11 protein-coding genes and 7 pseudogenes are annotated in these 17,576 nt (G+C 36.6%); 9 read left to right on the forward strand and 9 right to left on the reverse strand.

Features of this window, described 5'->3' with window-relative positions:
- Positions 1 to 549 precede the first annotated feature (549 nt).
- The 7 genes and pseudogenes from ADA55_RS19725 to ADA55_RS19760 form a co-directional block, all read right to left on the reverse strand.
- A complete protein-coding gene (locus ADA55_RS19725) occupies positions 550 to 807 on the reverse strand; it encodes a hypothetical protein (RefSeq protein ID WP_053087435.1) in 258 nt (85 codons plus the stop codon).
- A 2,474-nt stretch (positions 808 to 3,281) separates the two neighbouring features.
- A pseudogene (locus ADA55_RS30710) lies at positions 3,282 to 3,344 on the reverse strand (YjcZ family sporulation protein); the annotation flags it as partial.
- A gap of 571 nt (positions 3,345 to 3,915) precedes the next feature.
- Positions 3,916 to 4,137 (reverse strand): hypothetical protein, encoded by a 222-nt coding sequence (locus ADA55_RS19745; RefSeq protein ID WP_048687003.1) that lies wholly within the window; start codon positions 4,135 to 4,137, stop codon positions 3,916 to 3,918.
- An 89-nt stretch (positions 4,138 to 4,226) separates the two neighbouring features.
- Positions 4,227 to 4,793 carry a recombinase family protein gene (locus ADA55_RS19750; RefSeq protein WP_048687004.1) on the reverse strand — a complete coding sequence of 189 codons (567 nt, stop codon included), beginning with the start codon at positions 4,791 to 4,793 and terminating at the stop codon, positions 4,227 to 4,229.
- Positions 4,794 to 5,415: 622 nt separating this feature from the next.
- Positions 5,416 to 6,525: a lipocalin-like domain-containing protein gene (locus ADA55_RS19755; RefSeq protein WP_048687006.1), complete on the reverse strand. Its 1,110-nt coding sequence runs from the start codon at positions 6,523 to 6,525 to the stop codon at positions 5,416 to 5,418.
- 45 nt (positions 6,526 to 6,570) lie between these two features.
- Positions 6,571 to 6,940 (reverse strand): annotated as a pseudogene (locus tag ADA55_RS31460) (family 1 glycosylhydrolase); the annotation flags it as partial.
- A gap of 439 nt (positions 6,941 to 7,379) precedes the next feature.
- A pseudogene (locus tag ADA55_RS19760) lies at positions 7,380 to 8,539 on the reverse strand (YhgE/Pip domain-containing protein).
- A gap of 186 nt (positions 8,540 to 8,725) precedes the next feature.
- Between ADA55_RS19760 and ADA55_RS19765 the strand changes: the two are divergent.
- The 4 genes and pseudogenes from ADA55_RS19765 to ADA55_RS19780 all read left to right on the forward strand — a co-directional run.
- Entirely contained in the window at positions 8,726 to 9,343 is a 618-nt protein-coding gene (locus ADA55_RS19765) for a TetR/AcrR family transcriptional regulator (RefSeq protein WP_048687009.1), read from the forward strand.
- A gap of 96 nt (positions 9,344 to 9,439) precedes the next feature.
- A pseudogene (locus ADA55_RS31070) lies at positions 9,440 to 10,035 on the forward strand (IS6 family transposase); the annotation flags it as partial.
- Positions 10,033 to 10,602: a recombinase family protein gene (locus ADA55_RS31075; protein WP_048687014.1), complete on the forward strand. Its 570-nt coding sequence runs from the start codon at positions 10,033 to 10,035 to the stop codon at positions 10,600 to 10,602. The pseudogene ADA55_RS31070 and the gene ADA55_RS31075, both read left to right, overlap by 3 nt.
- Before the next feature lie 51 nt (positions 10,603 to 10,653).
- Positions 10,654 to 11,415, forward strand: a pseudogene (locus ADA55_RS19780) (Tn3 family transposase); the annotation flags it as partial.
- A gap of 25 nt (positions 11,416 to 11,440) precedes the next feature.
- Here the strand turns inward: ADA55_RS19780 and ADA55_RS19785 are convergent.
- Positions 11,441 to 11,920: pseudogene (locus ADA55_RS19785) on the reverse strand (hypothetical protein); the annotation flags it as partial.
- A 10-nt stretch (positions 11,921 to 11,930) separates the two neighbouring features.
- On the opposite strand from ADA55_RS19785, the pseudogene ADA55_RS31465 reads away from it, so the two are divergent.
- Positions 11,931 to 12,091, forward strand: a pseudogene (locus ADA55_RS31465) (Tn3 family transposase); the annotation flags it as partial.
- A 357-nt stretch (positions 12,092 to 12,448) separates the two neighbouring features.
- The gene (locus tag ADA55_RS19790; RefSeq protein WP_048687021.1) at positions 12,449 to 12,763 is read left to right on the forward strand and encodes a hypothetical protein; all 315 of its coding nucleotides are present in this window, start codon (positions 12,449 to 12,451) and stop codon (positions 12,761 to 12,763) included.
- A 130-nt stretch (positions 12,764 to 12,893) separates the two neighbouring features.
- Here the strand turns inward: ADA55_RS19790 and ADA55_RS19795 are convergent, their stop codons facing one another.
- Positions 12,894 to 13,289 carry a recombinase family protein gene (locus tag ADA55_RS19795; protein WP_226990513.1) on the reverse strand — a complete coding sequence of 132 codons (396 nt, stop codon included), beginning with the start codon at positions 13,287 to 13,289 and terminating at the stop codon, positions 12,894 to 12,896.
- A 204-nt stretch (positions 13,290 to 13,493) separates the two neighbouring features.
- Here ADA55_RS19795 and ADA55_RS19800 point away from each other — a divergent pair, with 204 nt between their 5' ends.
- From ADA55_RS19800 to ADA55_RS19810, 3 genes are all read left to right on the forward strand, one after another.
- A complete protein-coding gene (locus tag ADA55_RS19800) occupies positions 13,494 to 15,041 on the forward strand; it encodes a sodium:solute symporter family transporter (RefSeq protein WP_048687023.1) in 1,548 nt (515 codons plus the stop codon).
- Between the two features lie 18 nt (positions 15,042 to 15,059).
- Positions 15,060 to 15,257, forward strand: coding sequence for a hypothetical protein (locus ADA55_RS19805; protein WP_048687025.1), 198 nt, complete (start codon positions 15,060 to 15,062; stop codon positions 15,255 to 15,257).
- A 102-nt stretch (positions 15,258 to 15,359) separates the two neighbouring features.
- Positions 15,360 to 16,358 carry a formamidase gene (locus tag ADA55_RS19810; protein WP_048687027.1) on the forward strand — a complete coding sequence of 333 codons (999 nt, stop codon included), beginning with the start codon at positions 15,360 to 15,362 and terminating at the stop codon, positions 16,356 to 16,358.
- Positions 16,359 to 17,576 lie beyond the last annotated feature (1,218 nt).

Consider the following 17,576-nt stretch of genomic DNA (forward strand, 5'->3'; position numbering starts at 1 on the left):
TCTCGGGTTAGATGGTTCCATAAGCGTAGTGTATTCGGACTGTGCAACAAATTAAACCAAAACAATGTTTAAATATTTCAAAATGTGTCCACAATGGTTAATACAAGTCCTATAGTTTTGTCGTTAATTCGGATAATGGAACAAACTTGAGTGTTGTTTAGTTATCATAGAGTGAGTGAACTTAATCGAATTAACCCTCTGGAACCGTCATTGTCAACTACTGATAACTAGATGGCGTGGAAAGTTGAGTTGAAAGACTTATCAACATGGCAACTATAGAAGGCATTCGCCTAATACCTAAAATCTTCAAATGCAATATTTGAAGATTCTGCCCGAATTCCTTCTTGGATTCGGGTTGTTGTGCTGCACTGTTTGTGATTACATTTAGCGAATAAGAAAAACCCGTCCATTTTTGGTCGGGTTTTTTATTTATAGTAAGGATTTTTTTATCTTTTTAGCTTTCACTTTTTGAAGTGTATTTTTTAAAGTGAATAGTGAAATGTTAAAGAAAAAGGGTTGAATATTGAGAATTTAATATTTATAAAGCTATCATTGTAGTTGGTTTTGCTGTCCCATTTGGCCAAATTGTTGCTGCCCTTGTTGATTCCCCATTTGTTGGCCAGACTGTTGTTGCCCTTGTTGATTTCCCATTTGTTGGCCGGATTGTTGTTGCCTTTGTTGTAGATTAGAAAGTGAACTTTGCAGACTATTTAATTGATTTCTAAAGTCACTTAATTCTTGTGCAATTTCAATATCCACACTTTTTTTAACCTCAGATTCAATTTTTTTCTTAGTGTTATTATCCATAAAAAAATCCCTCCAATTTTGAATTAAACCAAAAGGTCCTTTAATAAGATGCTCAACCGGGTAACTAAATATGCAATATAACTCTTCAACTAAACTGCTCCTTAGTTCATCAAGGGTAATTTTTCACTTGGATATGAATGTATGATTTTTTAATTACCAATTTAAAGTTCGACGGATCAGTAGCAACACCTCCTTGTTTACAATGAACTGAAGCCTTTATGCACTTTTTATATGAATGTTTCAACACACAAACTATGCATCACAACAACCCGAATCTAATAAGGAATTCGGGTTGTTGTGATGCTGGATTGATCTTGGTCATTTATTTATGGGAGCCATACCCTTTATAGGCTTAAGTAATGCTACGAATAAAATTGATAAAATAAGGGAATGGTGATATTTGACATAATGAAAGGAGTATTGACATGCTTAAAAAATTTCCACATTTACTAGACGACCTATTAATCTTATTTGGAATCATCTTTGCTATTGGATTAATCTACACAAAAGAAATATACATACATGATCCATTTGGCAACCCAGTAAATTTGATTCATTTACTCATACTAACCACTATATTAGTAGCAATAAATAGATCATTTAGAGCGAAGCACGAGGAGAATGATGAAGAGATAAAACATAAGTAATCGCGGTTTAAACTTTCTTATCTAAAAGTTTATTCTCCAGGAAAAGGCCAGGTAGTATTTAGAGAAAACCACTTTAACTCTGTAGCTGGGGCCCTTTTTTTATATAAAGTGAGTAACGTATTTTTCACTATGGGCATAGGATATATCCTATATAGGAAAACATGAAATCTTTGCAATATCTTCCGACGCCCCTTATGATATTGCCTAATCATGAGGGGGGTTCGTGTGTCCTGGAAACAGTTTGAATAATAAAGCCGGTTCGGTGGCACAGTATTGGTACACCTAAATGTCTTCTACTCCTGTTTCCAGCAAGGTGGGTACAGGATTTCTTTGTTGTTCTGGTAAGTTACAATGTGAGAAACACATTCAGGAGTGGGATGGAAGCCCTCCCTGTATCAAAAATTGGTACATGGGTATTTCTGTTTACTTTCTGTCTCTCCTAGCATAAGATAGGTTCCCTAGCACGTTCACGTATACGTTCTCCATTTTTCTCATAATATCTTTTTGTATATTCAGGCCTTTTTTCGCTGTATTTTTTACCGTATTCAACAAGACATGGTTTTCATTTGCTACGCGTACCGCCTAAACATTAGAAAAGTGTTCTAACTCCTTCATTTCCCTACAACCACTACAGCGCTTTGCAATAATTTCACTATGAGCCTCTATGTATTCGTACCAATTTTATTTTTCTTTACGACTTGATTTTCATTCACGTCGACAACATACCTCCTTGTCCTTCTAAATTAGGGGGTGCCTTTTTATGTCTTGATTCTGGTAAGTCACACTTATTTGCCCCCCTTAGTGACATCATACCAGCAATCCTTCAACTATTTCACTTTCTTATTGATTGGAGTGAGTCCAAATCACCCCCGGAAAAAGTTTGTTTAAAAGACAGTTTAGTTAAACAAGCGTAGTGTATTCGTACCGTACTGTTCATCAAACAGTTAATAGTTTCACCTTTCAAATATTGCTGCATATACTTACAATATCCTTTATTACTTACAATATCGATTATTATTGAAGTAATTATTCCTGGCCGGGGAATAATTACTTTTTTGACTTTGACAACCACAGTTTGTGTCAACTCTACTCTCCATAAAATACCTGTACCATCGCTTGGTTTTAACAAATATAATTAGGCCAAGGTGGTGAAAAAATGGGGGACAATACTAAAGAAGTTTTGTTTGAAGCTTTCATACAAATACTTCTTCATATTTTTGAAGTGTTACTTCGGATCTTTTTACTTTAATCCAATTGTACAATCCAATGCTCGATATTGGATTGTCATGAATGACAAGTAAAATTATATAAAATCCGAGAGTAAACACTTCCCCCATTTTGTCGAACTGCTTACTAAATTATTGACAATCATTGCACCATCTCGGTTCTCCTGTTTTAATATCGTCAATGATTTTACCGCATTACCCACAACAATCAGGTTTAGCACTCCTTATCATTCACTCCTTCACAGTTTGTGTCAACTCTACAATAAGTCTTAAGAAACTACCATTAAAATAAGGGGTGACTGGATTAGGTCAGTACCAGTATTGACACTTCCTAACCAACCTCATTCTTTGTAGTGAATCGCTGATTTTTGCGATTCATGGGTGGCTAACGGGGGCGTTAGTTGAGAACCGTGGCTTCCATTTGGTGGTATTTTTGCTTAATGAACTAGAGCAGGTTAGTTCAACAAGCATCACGCCAATTAGGTCGCTTGTAGTTGATTTCAAATTTGAAGAAGCCGACCAAAAAAGGTCGGCTTTTTTCATACTCTTTTTAGCAGAAACCGCTATATCCATGAACGGGGGCAGGACAGCATTGGTCAACGCCACCGAAACAGCTAGCTCCAACAATGATTAAGAGTATAAACAAAACGACTATAAAGGCGAAACCTCCACCAAATCCAAAACCGTGGTCACAATCGTGGTCACAATCGTGTTTACAACCTGACATATAGAAACATCTCCTTATTTTCAAGGAGGAATTAAATGGGTAATATCACTTTATGCTCTAATTAGGAAAATGACACAATAGTCTCCTCATCTCTGTTCATAGGATAAAATATTGGAGGTACCGCATGTAGGAATTTTTTCATTTGAAAGCATTAATAAAAATGAAAAACCTCCCCCATTAGACCTTATTAAAAAAACTAAATGGGTTTTTTAATAAGGTCTAATGGGGGAGGCCAATGTCTAATCAAAAAATTATAGAACAACTAACAAGAAATGCTGACGCTGTAGAAAGGATCTCCAAGAGTCCTTACAATAAAAAATCCAAATACTAGTCAGAAGGGTTTTATGGGTTGAGAATTCCTTATCGTTGTGTATCCGCATTTTCCTGAAGCTACCCTATGCTGGAAGCAGCAAAAAACCTGAAAATCAGATAAATCTTCAGGTTTTTTATACAGCGCGTATTGGTAATAGATTAAAAAAGGATATTCCCTAGAGATAGCTATCTGAATTTAATTGTCTCTATTATCTTCATCTTGGAAATCTTTTGGATCTTCTATTGGATCTTCTGGATCGGGATCGTTATCTTTTTCATCATCTTTATTCATGTTGTCATTCTCATCAACGCCAGGTGTACCATTTTCATCAACGTCAGGTATATCGTTTTCATTATCTGCCGGAGCATCTACTTCAGGTGGAGCAGGATCAGGATCAACGTTACATCCTGCTAACATAACAGATAAACATGACCCTATTAGGCTTAATGACAGGGTTTTGCTCTAGACCGCAAAGTAAATGTGGAGAAATAATAAAATACTCCTTATCAGTTTATTTCTCCTAGTTTTCTTCGATTGATTACCCTATATAGAGAACCTTGAGATATTCCGGTTGCTGAGACTATCTCTTTTATAGAATATTCTTTACTGTCATACATCCGAAGTGCAACAGCAAGCTTTTCTGTATCTAGCTTGGGTCTACCTAATGTTTTTCCACGCTTTTTACTTGCTTCGAGTCCTTCCTTTACTCTCTCAGCAATAAGGTTTCTTTCTAATTCAGCAATTACGCACATCATTTGGAACATTGCTTTGCCTGTAGAGGTTCTTGTATCCATATTTTCCTTTAAAGAAATGAATTGCACTCCTGTCTCTTCGAACTGTTGAATAATGTTGAGGATATCCAATGTTTTACGTCCTAAACGGGAGATACTCTCCACTACAACTGTATCTCCATTCCTGATTACATCAAACAGTTGATGAAGTCCTTTTCGATCTTTAATAGTACCAGTAAACTTCTCTTTTACTATTTTTTCACAACCGTATTCATTAAGAACACTAATTTGACGATCTAAGTTTTGGTCAATAGTAGAAACACGTGCATAACCAATAATCATATATAACCTCCAGTAAACTTGTATATTTTCATTTTACTAGAGGTGCCTTTGTTGTAACGGTATTTGGTAATCTTTTTGGTAATTATTTTTGGTAATTGAAAATCTTAATAAAATCAAAGGCAAGTGAAGCAGTAATCAATCGTTACAAAAATACTGGTTTTTGGTAATGGCGTGTATTAGCATGGTAATAGGTTATTCGGCAATCGGGCCATTATCCTGAATAACATTTAATAGAGAAATTGGACATTTATTGGGATATTAGCATTTATTGATGTTGGTTTAAAATTAAGTTCGATTAAAAACAACTCACAAACCAATTATAACCAGGGTCAAAAGGTTGCAACAGAACTATTATTAAAGCAAATCATTTACAATGTGAAACTTTTCGCGCAACAAAAAGTTAGTCAAGAAAAGATTGAAAAAGAAATAGTCGTTTAATTTCAAAAAAATTGCCTTTTTGAAATTGGACGAGTGTTTTGGACTTTTTCAAAACATGAATTATGAAATTGACTCAATTAAAAATACAACTATCGTCAATTTGCCTATGATGGAAAAATGTGGATTGCACTTTTAATTTGTAAAGCCTTCTTTCGGAGTGCGAAAGAAGGCTTTTTTTATATTATTACTGAGGTAAATCAATGGCGTGTCCGAAATACATCAGTTCCCAAAGTGCCTCACCTTTTTCAAAGTCAACTCGGTTTTCGTTTACGAAATGTTCTATCGTAACATAGCCAGTAAATCGTAAATACGCACCGTCTTCGCCTGTTGCTTCAAGTTTTGCACGTTGTTCAGCTGGTGCTTGGTCAATAAATTTAGAGGCCAAAATCGTTTTTTCCCGTTCAAAGGTAACGACATAACGGTTATCGCCATTGCGCGTTTCATATTTAACAATGTCCCCAACAGGTTTTCCTGTGGCTTCATTGACTTGCATTTCAGCCAGTGAGAAGGTAACCGCACTTTCATCATCTGCCACCACTTCGCCGTCTTTTGCCAACATAAATACTATTTGCGGGATATATTCAAATTCTTCCGCCGCCGTGATGTTGGCTGCTATGACGGTGAAATTACCTATCTCCGCACGGCCCCAATACCAATGGTGAATCAGGGATTTGACAGGGGCATCTCCCCAGTTGTGATCGTGGTAACCAACGCCCTCTGAGCTAAATTTCTCATCGCCCACCGTGAACGTCGCTGACACCTTCCCTTGTGGTACACTTGGGAGCCAAGCGAATAATTGTTCGCTTTCTTTTTCCCCGTAATACATATGCCCAGATTTTGGTCGCCAAGGGCTAATCTGTCCTTCTAATTGGACGTCTACGGAAACTTCATCAAGTTCAGCTTGAATGCTGTAGTGCTGAAGATCGCCATAGAATCGATTGTCTCCAATTTTGACATCGCAGGTTTCTCGCGAGCTGCTGAAATCCTTCGCATCAAACGTCTTAATTTTTTGTATAGAACGACCGTCTGGAAGTTCAATATTGAGTCTGATAAATGGTGAGAGAGGAAGATGTGGCATTGTGTACGGCTTGGTGAAGAACACCACAACCATCTTCGCACCGTTATCCAAGTGTGCATCAAAATACCACCATTCATAAGTTCCCTCTGCTCCGTCCATTCTCATACCGTCTTCAAAGGATTTGACGATTACAGGGTCGATTCCCAGTTGTTGATAGTCTTTCGCACTATTGGCTAGACGCATTAAAGTGTGATTTTCATTTGTTTGTTTAGACATTGTGTTAACCTCCGTAATAAACTATTGTGTATTTATAAAAAAAAGCAAGATTATATTAATCTCATTGAAGGTTAGCCAGTAGCTAACCAGACCCTTGTAGCGGGTAAGTGTCCGACAAAGGCGCTCGTAAAACTCCAGCAGCCTACGCCGATTGCGCCAATCACCGTAGGTCTCGATAAGGTGCATTGAACAATCAAAGTGTGTAGTCGTCACCAGTGTTCAATACCCTGTCGCTGACATTCCTTGAAAAAATTCTCGTAAAAAGCTAGCCCGGCTTCGTTCGGCTCAAGCTCATCACCTGTCGGAAAAATCCAACTCCAGGCGATAGAGAGGCGAAAAGTTTTAACCCCATCTCAGCAAGCAAGGCGTTATCTTCCTTGTAATGAGGGTAAAAATCAATGGCTTTTTTGCTGGGAAGAACTAGCCCGCTTCAAAGTCTGTTATCTTGCGTTCGCCAACGATGATTGCCAAGCGTTCGTCACGTCAACATTGGCGGTCCACGCCCTTCAACATCATATGCTCCCTCACATTGATTGATTGGCAACTGTTTTTTCGCCCCAGAGAAAGTCTTTTAGAAACAGTTTAAGAGTAGTCATATAGCGACGCTCTTTGTTTATTACGCTCACCTCCTTTAATAAACATGATGAAGTCTATTTTTGGGGACTCTAAATATTTTTAAGAGACGGATCTTAACCTACTGTTCATATTCTTTATCTAATCGTCATGACCAATAAGTCAAACCATGAAGAATTTAGCTAACGACATAGAAAATATGTGATTTCTTCTAGGTTAGGCTTAATTTAAAGAAATTCATATAAGAAAAGACGTTACTTTGTTTGATGTTCGAGTTATCGTTATGCTGCTAATTTTTGCTCCGTGTTCTCTTTTGATTTACGTTTTAAAGCAGTCCCCAGTATGATGAACATGCTTACGACTCCAATCCAAACAAGGGCAGAAAGATCAGTGTTCCATGTTAAGCCTTCTCCAAAGAAGAATATTTTCCGAAGACCTTCTACCATAAATCGCATTGGTAACCAAGAGTAAATCCAATCTTGGTAAAATGAAGGCATCATTTCAGGTACAAGTGACAATAAAGGTGCCCCGAAGAAAAGTAATAAGGCAAATACACCTATACCCTTTATTCCAACCAGCGAAAGTACAGCAGAAATCATTAAGAAGAAACTAAAGGACGTAATACTTAAAAATAAGGCTATATCGAGGTAATCTGGTATGCTCAGTCCCACCATTCCCTCTGCTATCCAAGTAAATCCGAATCCAATTATTAGTGCTACAATAGCACCCATTACAATTTGTCCTACCTTTGTGACAAGACTTTCTTTTCGAGTGCCGATTGGCATTTTACGAATAGCCATAAATATGATTGCCGAACTAGCTAAACTTGCCATCCATAATGGTTGAAATAAAGAAACAGGAGCATTGCCATTCGCACTGTTTGTTCCAACTTCATTTACATTTATAACGTTCTTTGTAATAGGCGTTACTAAATTCGAAGCCTGTTCTACTGTTAAAGTAGTACCTTGTGATTCAAACCTTTTAGTAGTTGAGTACGAACATTAGTGTTCATATTATTAACTGCACCATTCAATATTTGTCCTGCCATGGTTGAGGCAGCTGTATTCATTCCTTGATTTATATATATATTGATTTCAGGTGAAGAAGGTTGAGTTGTTCGTAACGTAGCTTGCTTTGCACTAAAATCAGCAGGAATGACTAATGTAGCATAATACTTTTGGTCATCTAAACCTTTTTGAGCTACCTCTTCATTCTTTACTTCCACCCATTTAACAACAGGTTCCTCATCTGTTTTTGATGATTTTTGTACCATATCAACAATGTTTTGCCCCATATTTACTTTAGGCTGATTAGGGATTTCTACTCCTTGATCCTCATTCACAATGGCAATAGGCAAGTTTTTGGGTTGAGGTTGTACCGTTGGAAATAATGTTAGTGAAAAGATAAAAATAACGACTAGTGCAATGACTGGTGAAAAAATAAAAAGTTTGTTTTTTCACATTTTATTTTATCCTCCTTAAATTTAGGTTATAATAAACATCATGTTGTTTATGTATTTGAATTATACGTTTAGCTTTAATCTTATTCAATAATCAAAAATCGTAAATGTGTCCGTTATAAGACACAATCACTAAATGTGTCGGGTAAAATTAAGGAGGAAAATAATGTGAGAGATAGTAATATGGATTTGCGGGTCATTCGCACAAAAAATGCAATAAAAAATGCGTTAGTGGAATTAATTGAAGAAAAAGGTTTTGAAGCAATTACAGTAAAAGATATTACAAAGATAGCAAACATAAATAGAGGCACTTTTTATACGCACTATCAAGATAAATTCGATTTAATGGCGAAATGCCAAGAGGAAATCACGCAAGAAATGTCTAGCATTGCAAAGCAGAAATTCCCGGATGTTATTGCTGAAATTGGGACAAACTCTTCATCAACAGCACCCTTTACACTTGCTGTTTCCATTTTTGAATTTCTAAATGAAAATAGTAGGTTTATGAAAGCTGTGTTAAGCCAAAAAGGAGATTTATCTTTCCAAATAAAGCTTAAAGATTTCATGTGGAAAACTCTATTTGAAAATGACAAAAATTCTCTCATTAATGAGTGTGATTTACTCGTTCCAGGCCAATATTTAGCTTCTTATATGGCATCTGCTCATATAGGAGTTATTCAGCAATGGTTGAATAGTGGTAGAAAAGAAACGCCACAAGAAATGGCTCATATCTTATCAACAATAGCCGTTAATGGACCGTTTTTCGCAGCTGGACTAAAGAAGTAATCCATCAATGAAAACAGATATTATCTAAGAAAAAACAGATATTGTCCCTTTATGATTGGGATACAGTCAGAAGAATGTGGATTTGATTTCTAGTGAAAAGATTTGGTGGAAATGATGGAGGAACGAGGCTTATCTATTGCTCATACAGCCATCATGCGTTGGGTACATCAATATGGGCCTGAGCTAGACAAGGGAGTTCGTCGTTATCTTAAGCAAACAAACGATTCTTGGCGAGTCAATGAGACATATATCAAAGTAAGAGGACGATGGATGTATTTGTATCGTGCTGTTGATTCTGAAGGAAATACCATTGAGTTTTATCTAAGTAAAACAAGGGATCACAAGGCTGCAAAGCACTTTTTCAAGAAAGCTTTGCGGTCTTTTCATGTTTCAAAGCCCCGTGTTATCACAGTAGACAAGAATCCAGCCTATCCTATGACGATTGAAGAGTTGAAGAAAGAAAAAAAGATGCCTGTAGACATCCAAATAAGACAGGGGAAATATCTGAATAACATAGTAGAACAAGATCACCGGTTTATTAAAAAGCGAGTTCACTCTATGTTAGGTTTGAAATCTTTTCGCAAAGCTAAATCCATTATTTTAGGAATAGAAGCGATGCATATAATCAAAAAGGGCAACTTGCTTTACAAGACAAGCCTGTCCAAAATCAAGTGAAGTTCATCCATCATATGATTATTGGTTATGCTCGTGTATCTACAATTGATCAAAACTTAGATCGGCAAATTAATATACTTACTGAATATGGATGTGAAAAAATAGTAAAAGAGAAGTTTACTGGTACGATCAAAGATCGAAAAGGACTTAATCAATTATTTGATGTAATCAGACAAGGCGATACAGTTGTAGTAGAAAGCATCTCCCGTTTAGGACGTAAGACATTGGATATCCTCAACATTATTCAGCAGCTGGAAGGAATGGGGGTGCAATTTATATCTTTAAAGGAAAATATGGATACAAAAACGTCTACAGGTAAAGCCATGTTCCAAATGATGTGTGTCATTGCAGAATTAGAAAGAAACCTTATTGCTGAAAGGGTAAAGGAGGGATTGGAAGCAAGTAAAAGGCGTGGAAAAGAATTAGGTAGACCTAAATTAGATAAAGATAAGCTTGCTGTAGCGTTGCGGATGTACGACAGTAAAGAATATTCTATAAAGGAGATAGTCTCATCAACTGGAATATCTCAAGGCTCTTTATATAGGGCGGTCAATAGAAGAAAGCTTGAAGAAATAAAAAAATAAGGGGCATTCTTCTCCCGTCCGATTACTTTGCGGTCTAGAGCAAGAACCCTGTCACTAAGCCTAATAGATGGATTATTACATCATGAATCTGACCTTACAATTGAAGAACATTACACTGATACGGCCGGTTACACGGATCAAGTTTTCGGATTAAGTCATTTGTTAGGGTTTCGTTTTGCACCAAGACTAAGAGATATAAGTGATGCTAAATTATATACCGTTTCTTCTCCTAACGATTTTCCAAACATAAAAGGCATACTTCGAGGTAAGATTAACACAAACGTTATTAAAGAGAATTTTGATGATGTATTAAGGCTAGCACATTCAATTCGAGAAGGAAGAGTTTCTGGATCATTAATCATGGGGAAATTAGGTTCGTATGCAAGACAAAATAAAATAGCTACAGCTCTTCGGGAGATTGGAAGAATTGAAAAAACAATCTTTATTCTTGACTATATTACGAATGAAACATTAAGAAGAAGGATACATCGTGGACTAAATAAAGGAGAAGCCATGAATGGATTGGCTAGAGCTTTATTTTTTGGTAAACGTGGTGAATTCAGAGAACGGGGCATACAAGATCAACTACAAAGAGCTAGTGCATTAAATATATTAATCAATGCAATTAGCGTATGGAATACTGTGTATTTAAGTGAAGTAACAAAGGAATTTAAGAAAAATAATATTCTAAGGGAAGAATTGCTTCCACATATTTCACCTTTGGGATGGGAACATATTAATTTTCTTGGAGAATATAAATTTGATTCGCATCGATTACCCACAAATTCTCTAAGACCATTAAATAAAAATTAACCTATAACATATAAAGCCAAATTCCTTAACGTACAGGTATTTGGCTATTTCTATATCGAATTTTGCTTAGCGTACAAAATTTCCGAAATGTTGGCTGTACCCCTACCAGAAGAGTTGCCCCCATATCTGAAATAATGGCAATCCAAAGCGTTAACCAACCCGGTATGACCAAGAGTAAGGCAATTAATTTAATAGCTAGTGCAAATGTGATGTTTTGCTTGATTATATTTAGAGCTTTACGGCTTAGTTTCACAGCAAATGGAAGTTTTCTTAAATCGTCTCCCATTAGAGCAACATCTGCCGTTTCAATGGCTGTATCTGTACCAGCTCCACCCATCGCTATCCCAACCGTAGAGGCCGCCAACGCAGGGGCATTGACACCAGCTCCACCCAATGGCTACGTTACCATACTCGGATCTCAATTTGTCCTGTGCAACAGTTCTGCCTGAATATCCGATACTCCGACATGCCCGCCGATAGCTTTTGCAGTACCCTTGTTATCACCTCCCTAAAATCTCACAGAAGCCACAAAGATATTAAAAGCAAAGGGACTATTAAAAGAGGAGTTATTACCTCACATTTCTCCATTAGGTTGGGAACACATTAATTTGTTGGAGAATATACATTTGATGTAAAAAAGGTACCCTCAAATGAATTGCGTCCATTAAAGACATAAAGATTAGGCTGATTTTTCCTTAGAGTTCTAAAAGAAATTTATTTGCATATGGCCCTTCATTTTGCTAATGGTTACCGTTCCCTTAATCCAAAGAATTCTCTTTTCGTACTTGGTTATCCTTTTCCCCAGAATTAGGAATTAATTGGAGATACATTTATTGTACGTAAATTGTAGGGTGTTTTTAAACAGCAAAAGGAAACCTCCCCTAAAAGTTTATATCATTGCCTTTTGCCTGGATGGGGTCTACAAAGTTAGAGTTTTGATTTTTTAATTTTGGGGGGCAAATGTCTATTCTTAGGAAATTGAGGAACATAAGATAAAATTAAATATACTCAATATAAGAAAGGGAGTTAATAGGTGTCCCATTATCAATCACATGTCTTTTATCAACCTCAATATTCCAGTCAGTTTCCGCAATACCCTGAGTCAGAGATTTGGGCAGAACAACAAATCAAACAACCATTATATCCTTATTTGAAATCACAAGTGTTAAATCTTATTACCCCTTTTGTAAAATATGGATTAGAAGAAGCAAAAGATACTTCTTATGTCCATGCATTGCAGGAAGTTGCAGCCATGACCTATTTGATTGGTCATGGTATGGATCCACAAACCGCTTATTTAACGGTAGAATCTTGGGAAATTAACGACGGCGAAGGAATGATTTATTAGAAGGACATTGCTTTTTAGTATGTTCATTAAATTAATTGGTACCGAAGGAGAATACACATATTAAATATGATAATAGGCAGCTTTAAAGCTGCCTATTTTACTAATATAAACCCTGAAAAAATTTCAATTTTTAATTCGTTGGACGACCTTTGAACTTTCCCTTTTCTTTAGCAATGGCAATTCCTTCTTTTTGTGCTTCTTTAATTCGTTTTCGTTCTTCCTCTACCGTCCATGAAAGTACAGTAAGGAAAATATCAGATACTAATTTACCTATTCCTTCAAACTCTTTATATTTTGCGGTATTTAAAACAGGCATGTTTAGCACTCTGATATCTGCTTCTAGTTCAATAATCTCTTTCCATTCTTTGAGTATCTCTTCTTTATTACGTCCAAACCTAGAAAGATCATGAATAACCAACTCATCATCAAAACGGATTATATTTTTCATTTTTTGATACTCTGTACGTTCAAAATCTCTGCCAGAAGCAATATCTATAAAAATTTTATCGCAACCATATCCATTCAGTTCTTTAAATTACTGGTTTAGTTCAAAATGAAACAGAATTCCCTATCCTTTATGTTAGATAAACTAACATTATTAATTTATAAAACGCTTTCATTGTCTTTAAAGACGTAAAAATAGTCTTTTAATACAATTATATAGATTTATTTCCCTTTTCATGTAATAATTTATTACATGAATAGAAGGTAGAAAAAGGAGGCGAAATAAATGACATCCACCATGATGCCACAATGGATAATTTGGGTGTTTATTGGGGGGCAGGCAGCTTTAATGTCCGCCATTATCATCTATTTAGCAAAGATTAAAAAAGAAAATACCTCAGAAAGTTACCTAACGGCTGGCCGATCTGTAGGCTTAGGATTGGCTTCAGCATCAATTGTTGCTGAATGGACTTGGGCAGCAACGATAATGGTCGCTTCACAACTTGGATACGTTTTAGGTTTTTCAGGAGCATTTTGGTATGCATTAGCGGCTACACTTCCATTTTTTCCATTTGCCTTACTCGCTTTGAAATTGAAACAGAAATTTCCGCAAGCCAGATCTTTTCCTGAGTTCTTCTATTACAGATTTGATAAAAAGAATCACATTTTGCTATCTGTCTTTGGCTTTATAGTAGCCTTAATGGTTTCTATTATGATCGTTGTTGGTGGAGGAATTACTATCTATCAATTTTCAGGTATGGATCCTATCTTAGCCATGTTTTTAATAGTATTAGCCTTCTCTTCCTATACTGTGATCGGCGGGTTATACGGTACAGTTTTCAGTGATGCCATGCAGGGACTGTTAATTTATGTTGTTTTTGGGATCGTTGTTGTAGGAATGGCGGTTACGATTGGGCCTCAAGAAATCTACAATGGTTTGCTTAATATGGTTCAAGGCAACAATCCGGACTATGTTTCTCGAGCTTTAGAGAATGGTATGACTCGTGAAGCCTTGGAGGACTCTTTAAGTATATTATCGGTACCAGGATTCGTACTTGGTATTGGATTGATAATTTCAAATTTTCCTGCTGTATTCGTTGAACAAGCATTTTGGGGAAGATCAATTGCTGTAAAAGACACAAAAATTGCTACAAGAGCATTTATTATCGGTGGTTTAGCTTGGTTTCCTATACCAGCCGCTGTTGGATTAGCCCTGGGTACAGGTGGGGTGGCACTGGGTATGTTACCGGCTGGAACCTCTCCAGATTTTGTTGCGCCAGCAACCGTTCAAAATGTTTTAGGCATGACTGGTATGATCGCATTTTTATTTGGATTGATTGCAGCAATGTTAAGTACGGGGTCAGGAGAGCTAAATGCCGCCTCAACTATATTTTCAAATGATTTATATCGCCGCTACTTTAAGCCAAATGCATCAGATAGTCAAATTCTACGTGCAGCGCGCATTTTTGGGATCGTATTTGCAATTGGAGTTTTAGGAACTTCTATAGCTGTGTTTAAACTCGGCTTATCTATGTTAGATGTTTACTTAGCTATGGGAGTGTTTGTGGGATCTGCATGCGTACCAATCTTTTTAGGGATGCTGTGGAAACGATGCAGCGCAGATGGTTCTTTTTATGGCACTATTGTTGGAGCAGTGCTAGCCGTAATTATCTTCCTTATTTATGGGGAAATACCAGCAACTATTGCTGCTGTTGTAGTAAGTACAATAATCACTGTAGTGCTAAGCTTCGTGCAAAATAACAACTATGATTTTGATCGCATGATAGATATTGACGTGAATAAAGTTAATCGAACTTCTATGAAAACTAATTAAAAATACGAGGTGAATTCTATGTTTCAAGAAATAATGAGTTATGGAAACTTCTTATTTTGGTACTCTTTCATCATTGTATGGTTCTTTTTGGCTGCTGCAGCTATTTATTTCGTTGTAGTTAAAGACGGACTCAGCGCTATACGTTCAAGAGTCGAAAACAAAGTATTTGCTGAAGACTTAACTAAAACAGAATTGGTTAAAAGTAATATAAAATAACCTTTAATTTCAGATTTTTCAGTATTTTTATCGGTGAAAGTAAGGAGAGAAATCACTCTTCTTATTAACATAATAATTTAACATTTTTGAGGAGGATTTTTTATGGGTAGCATTGGAAGTATGGTAAAACCAACAAACGGATTTTTAACTGCTTTAGTTCAGTATCCAGTACCGATTGTAGAATCAAGAGCTGATATTGACAAACAAATCAAAGAAATTGTTCGAACTCTTCACTCAACTAAAGCGGGTTATCCTGGAGTAGAGTTAATTGTTTTCCCTGAATATAGCACTCAAGGATTGAATACAAAAAAATGGACTACAGATGAGTTTTTATGTACTGTCCCCGGACCCGAAACTGATACGTTTGCTCAAGCATGCAAAGAAGCAGAAGTATATGGAGTCTTTTCGATTATGGAAAAAAATCCCGATGGTGGAGATCCCTATAATACAGCGATCATTATTGATCCTCAAGGGGAGATTATTTTAAAATATCGTAAATTAAACCCTTGGGTTCCTGTGGAGCCATGGAAAGCCGGAGATTTAGGGTTACCTGTTTGTGATGGACCAGGAGGAAGCAAACTAGCAGTTTGTATATGCCATGATGGTATGTTCCCTGAAATTGCTCGGGAGGCTGCCTATAAAGGAGCGAATGTCTTAATTCGTATTTCAGGGTATAGCACACAAGTTAACGATCAATGGATTTTAACAAACCGTTCGAATGCTTGGCAAAACTTAATGTATACTGTCTCAGTTAACCTAGCTGGTTATGATGGAGTATTCTATTATTTTGGAGAAGGGCAAGTGTGTAACTTTGATGGGACAACTTTAGTACAAGGTCACAGAAATCCTTATGAGATTGTTACAGCAGAAATCTATCCAGAATTAGCTGATCAAGCCAGAATAGGTTGGGGACTTGAAAATAATATTTATAATTTGGGGGCTAGAGGATACGTATCTACTCCTGGAGGAGTAAAAGAAAATCCATATACATTTGTAAAAGATTTAGCTGAAGGAAATTATAAACTTCCTTGGGAGGACAAAATCAAAATAAAAGATGGATCCATTTACGGTTATCCGGTTAAAGACGAGATTCATTCATAAACATAAAAATTCCCTCCATTACAGAATAGTGGAGGGAATTTTCTCCGCCAAAATATTAATATTATTTTTTACAAACGAGAGGATGAGGAAATTGAAAGTGCTAAGACCTTTAGTTTAGTATTTAATTTTATTACATCTAATCCCAGCATTAATACTCTGATTTCATTTTTAAATTTTTTAACAAAAAAGCTCCGAAGCACCTACCCCATGCAGGCCTCCAGAAACCCTATAGCCTCCCCCACCAAACATTCCACCAGCATGGAATGTTTACATAAAAACATCGCGAATGCTTCAGCAAGATATTCTTGACATGTCAGAAAATATCATCTTGTACCATCCTTCTTTTCTCACTATTCTTAAATATCCAAGTCTTCACATTCGACTATAAACTAATTATATCACTGAAGTGTGCAAGCTTATGCAGGTCCAAATTGACAGAACCTTGCTCTCCTTTCACTTGCTCCGATTTTAACTAGTACGGTTAGTAAGATCTACCATTCCAGGTAAGATTCCGCGTGGTATCTGCATTTAGATACACCTGGGAATTTCATAACAATTATTGTCAATCATCACCATTTAGGAAATGAAAATAAATTGCATGTCGCGGCAATAACTTTTTGAAGAAAAAGGAATCAAGTTCTAATCTTTTTTCAGAAATAGAGGGAGGACACTCGCCGTCACAGCCTGACCGTCTCGAGTAGAATTTCATTACTTCACAGTTTGTGTCACCATCCGACTGCTTTTTTTGATTACCCATCCTTCCGAAGTAGCTTACGGTTTAATTTCCCCTTTTTAGTTATTGGAGTTTTTACCTATTGATGACAAGATCATTTTTGGATACTTAATGAATGTTACCATGAATATAACCAATAAAGAATGGAAAAAAATGAAGGACGAGAGTCAGGGAGATGAAGTGTTTCGGTTGCCCCTGAGCGTTTCGTCCTTCGTAGTTAATATACTCCAATTTTGTAAAAGATATACGAAGATTGTAAAGTTCGTGGTATGCGTGTAAGATTACTGGTTCCTCGGAAGGATGACACGGAGAAGCCAGCAACATTACTAAACTAAGACCAAGAGTCCCCGGGGCAGCTTAGCAGGCCTCCGCCTTATGAATAGACCGAACGAAGGAATGTAAGCGCAAATGACGCTAAGAGACATGGGAGGGTACGTCATCATAAGTTTCGCAGAGATCTATTGTGCATCACATAGTGGAGAAAA

Source organism: Bacillus sp. 220_BSPC, assembly GCF_001054655.1.
In the GTDB taxonomy this organism is placed as follows: domain Bacteria; phylum Bacillota; class Bacilli; order Bacillales; family DSM-1321; genus Peribacillus; species Peribacillus frigoritolerans.